General features: G+C 70.8%; 3 protein-coding genes. 1 reads left to right on the top strand and 2 read right to left on the bottom strand.

Features of this window, described 5'->3' with window-relative positions; all coding sequences use genetic code 11:
- Positions 1 to 214 precede the first annotated feature (214 nt).
- Positions 215 to 646 (bottom strand): VOC family protein, encoded by a 432-nt coding sequence (locus ACIKT0_RS17220; protein ID WP_407106585.1) that lies wholly within the window; start codon positions 644 to 646, stop codon positions 215 to 217.
- Positions 647 to 722: 76 nt separating this feature from the next.
- Positions 723 to 1,850 (bottom strand): PA0069 family radical SAM protein, encoded by a 1,128-nt coding sequence (locus ACIKT0_RS17215; protein ID WP_407106584.1) that lies wholly within the window; start codon positions 1,848 to 1,850, stop codon positions 723 to 725.
- A gap of 123 nt (positions 1,851 to 1,973) precedes the next feature.
- Between ACIKT0_RS17215 and ACIKT0_RS17210 the strand changes: the two genes are divergently transcribed.
- Positions 1,974 to 2,290 (top strand): glycosyltransferase (locus tag ACIKT0_RS17210; RefSeq protein WP_407106583.1); only part of this gene is annotated, 317 nt, incomplete at its 3' end.

The raw sequence follows: 2,290 nt of genomic DNA, 5'->3' as shown, positions 1-2,290 counted from the left end.
GGGCCGGAGGGTTGTCAATGCGGGGCCTTTCCGACACATTCCCGCGCCGTCGGGGCGCGAAGACGCCAAAACGGATGGTGTTCATGACATTCTCTGCACTGAGAACCCGGCGCGCGCAGGCGCTCGGGGCGGATCTGGCGGTCATGCGGCCGGGGCGACGGGAGGTCTCAGCCCGCGATCATCGCCGATTCGAGCCGCTCTGTCCGCCGCCTGCTCACTTCGGCAGGCGCGCGCGTCCGTCCGCGTCCAGCGGAAAGCCGGGATTGTGGGCGATCTCCCACAGGTGGCCGTCGGGGTCGGCCACATAGCCCACATAGCCGCCCCAGCCGGCCTTCTCCGCCGGCTTCACCAGCCTGCCGCCGGCGGCCACCATCCGCACGATCGCCTTGTCGACCGCCGCGGAGGAGGCGAGATTCCAGGCGAGCGCCTGCGAGCGGAAGCCGTCGCCCGCCCCGTCGAGGCCGGCGTCGGCGGCGAGCGCCTCGCGGCCATAGAGCGACAGGATCGCGCCGCCGACGTCGAAGAACGACACGTCGTCGGTGCTGGCCGGGGAGCGCTTCAGCCCCAGCGCCTCGTAGAAGGCGGTGGAACGTCCGAGATCCTCGACGCCCAGGGTGACGAGAGACAGACGCAACGACCCCGGCATGGCTGACCTTTCGAACGGAAGGGGCGCCGAATAGGGCCGCTCATCATGGCGAAATTGCTGAGGCGCCGCGGGCATCTCAGAACAGTGACAGCTGGGCGCCGCTGCCCGCGCGCCGCTCCCGCTCGGGCGGGACGAACAGGTCCGTCCTCAGCTTCAGGTGCCGGCGGTCGAGCCCGAGCCGGCGCGCCGCGATCTCGAAGCGCCGGCCGATCGTCCAGGCCACCACGCCTTCGCCGGTCTGGCGCTTGCCGAACTCGGCGTCATAGAGCTTGCCGCCGCGCGTCTCTCGGACGAGCGAGAGGATCCGGCGCATCTTGGCCGGGTGGCGCTCCAGCAGCCATTCCGCGAACAGGTCCTTGATCTCGTGCGGCAGCCTGAGCAGCACGTAGCCGGCCTCCTCGGCGCCGGCCGCCGCGGCGGATTCGAGCAGCCGGTCGATCTCATGATCGTTGAGCGCGGGGATGATCGGCGCGGTCAGAACCGCGACCGGCACGCCGGCCTCCTTCAGCGCCGCCATGGCGGCGAGCCGCCGCGACGGGCTCGCCGCCCGCGGCTCCATCTGGCGGGCGAGCGTGGCGTCGAGCGTGGTCAGCGAGATCGCCACCTTGGCGAGGCCCTGCGCGGCCATGCGCGACAGGATGTCGAGGTCGCGCAGCACCAGCGCCGACTTCGTGACGATGCCGACCGGGTGGCGGGTCTCCTCCAGCACCTCGAGGATCTTGCGGGTCAGCCGGTAGGTCTTTTCGATCGGCTGGTAGGGGTCGGTGTTGGTGCCGAGCGCCATGGTGCGCGGCTTGTAGGAGGGCGCGGCGAGCTCGCGCCGCAGCAGCTCCGCCACGTTCGGCTTGGCGGTCAGCTTGGTCTCGAAATCGAGCCCCGGCGACAGTCCGAGATAGGCGTGGCTCGGCCGCGCGAAGCAGTAGATGCAGCCATGCTCGCAGCCGCGATAGGCGTTGATCGAGCGATCGAAGCCGATGTCGGGCGAGTCGTTGCGGGTGATGGCGGTGCGCGCCGTCTCGAGCGCGACCTCCGTGCGGAACGGCGGCAGATCGGCCGCGCTGTCCCAGCCGTCATCCTCCTCGACGCGCTCGAGCGGCTCGAACCGGCCGCTGGCGTTGCTGGCCGCGCCGCGGCCGCGCCGCCGTCGTTCGTCGGGGAGCGAGGGCTCTGCGGAGGAAGGGAGGCGGAGCGCGGGATGTGCCATAGCGCGACAGTAAACATCGGCGCGGAACAAATCAAGAACGTCGTCGCATTCTCGACCAGCGGGCCCGCTTTCCGCTCGAATCTCACCGGACACAACGTTTTCGGCGTGCTAGAGATCCCCTTCATGCTCAGCGTGTTGATCCCGACCTGTAACCACGAGCGCGCGCTCGTCCCGACGCTCTCGACGCTCGTTCCCGGAGCGGCGGACGGCCTGGTGCGGGACGTGACGATCGTCGACGGCGGCTCCACGGACGCCACCGCAGAGGTCGCCGATCTCGCCGGCTGCCATTTCGTGCGCGGCGGGCGACGGCGGGGCGACCGGCTCGACGAGGCCGCGCGCGCCGCCAAGGGTCCCTGGCTGCTGTTTCTCGAGCCCGGCGTCGCGCTCGACGAGGGCTGGCAGCGCGAGGTGCGCTCGCTGCTCGACGCGCTCGAGCGGCA

It is taken from the genome of Hansschlegelia beijingensis (assembly GCF_045505405.1).
Lineage (GTDB): Bacteria > Pseudomonadota > Alphaproteobacteria > Rhizobiales > Methylopilaceae > Methylopila > Methylopila beijingensis_A.
Note: the sequence above shows the minus strand (reverse complement) of the source record. Positions and strands in the feature narration are given on the sequence as shown.

Bases quoted from the DNA above. Each gene is read 5' to 3' on its own strand.
- ACIKT0_RS17220 (WP_407106585.1), bottom strand. From the start codon at position 646: ATGCCGGGGTCGTTGCGTCTGTCTCTCGTCACCCTGGGCGTCGAGGAT.
- ACIKT0_RS17215 (WP_407106584.1), bottom strand. From the start codon at position 1,850: ATGGCACATCCCGCGCTCCGCCTCCCTTCCTCCGCAGAGCCCTCGCTC.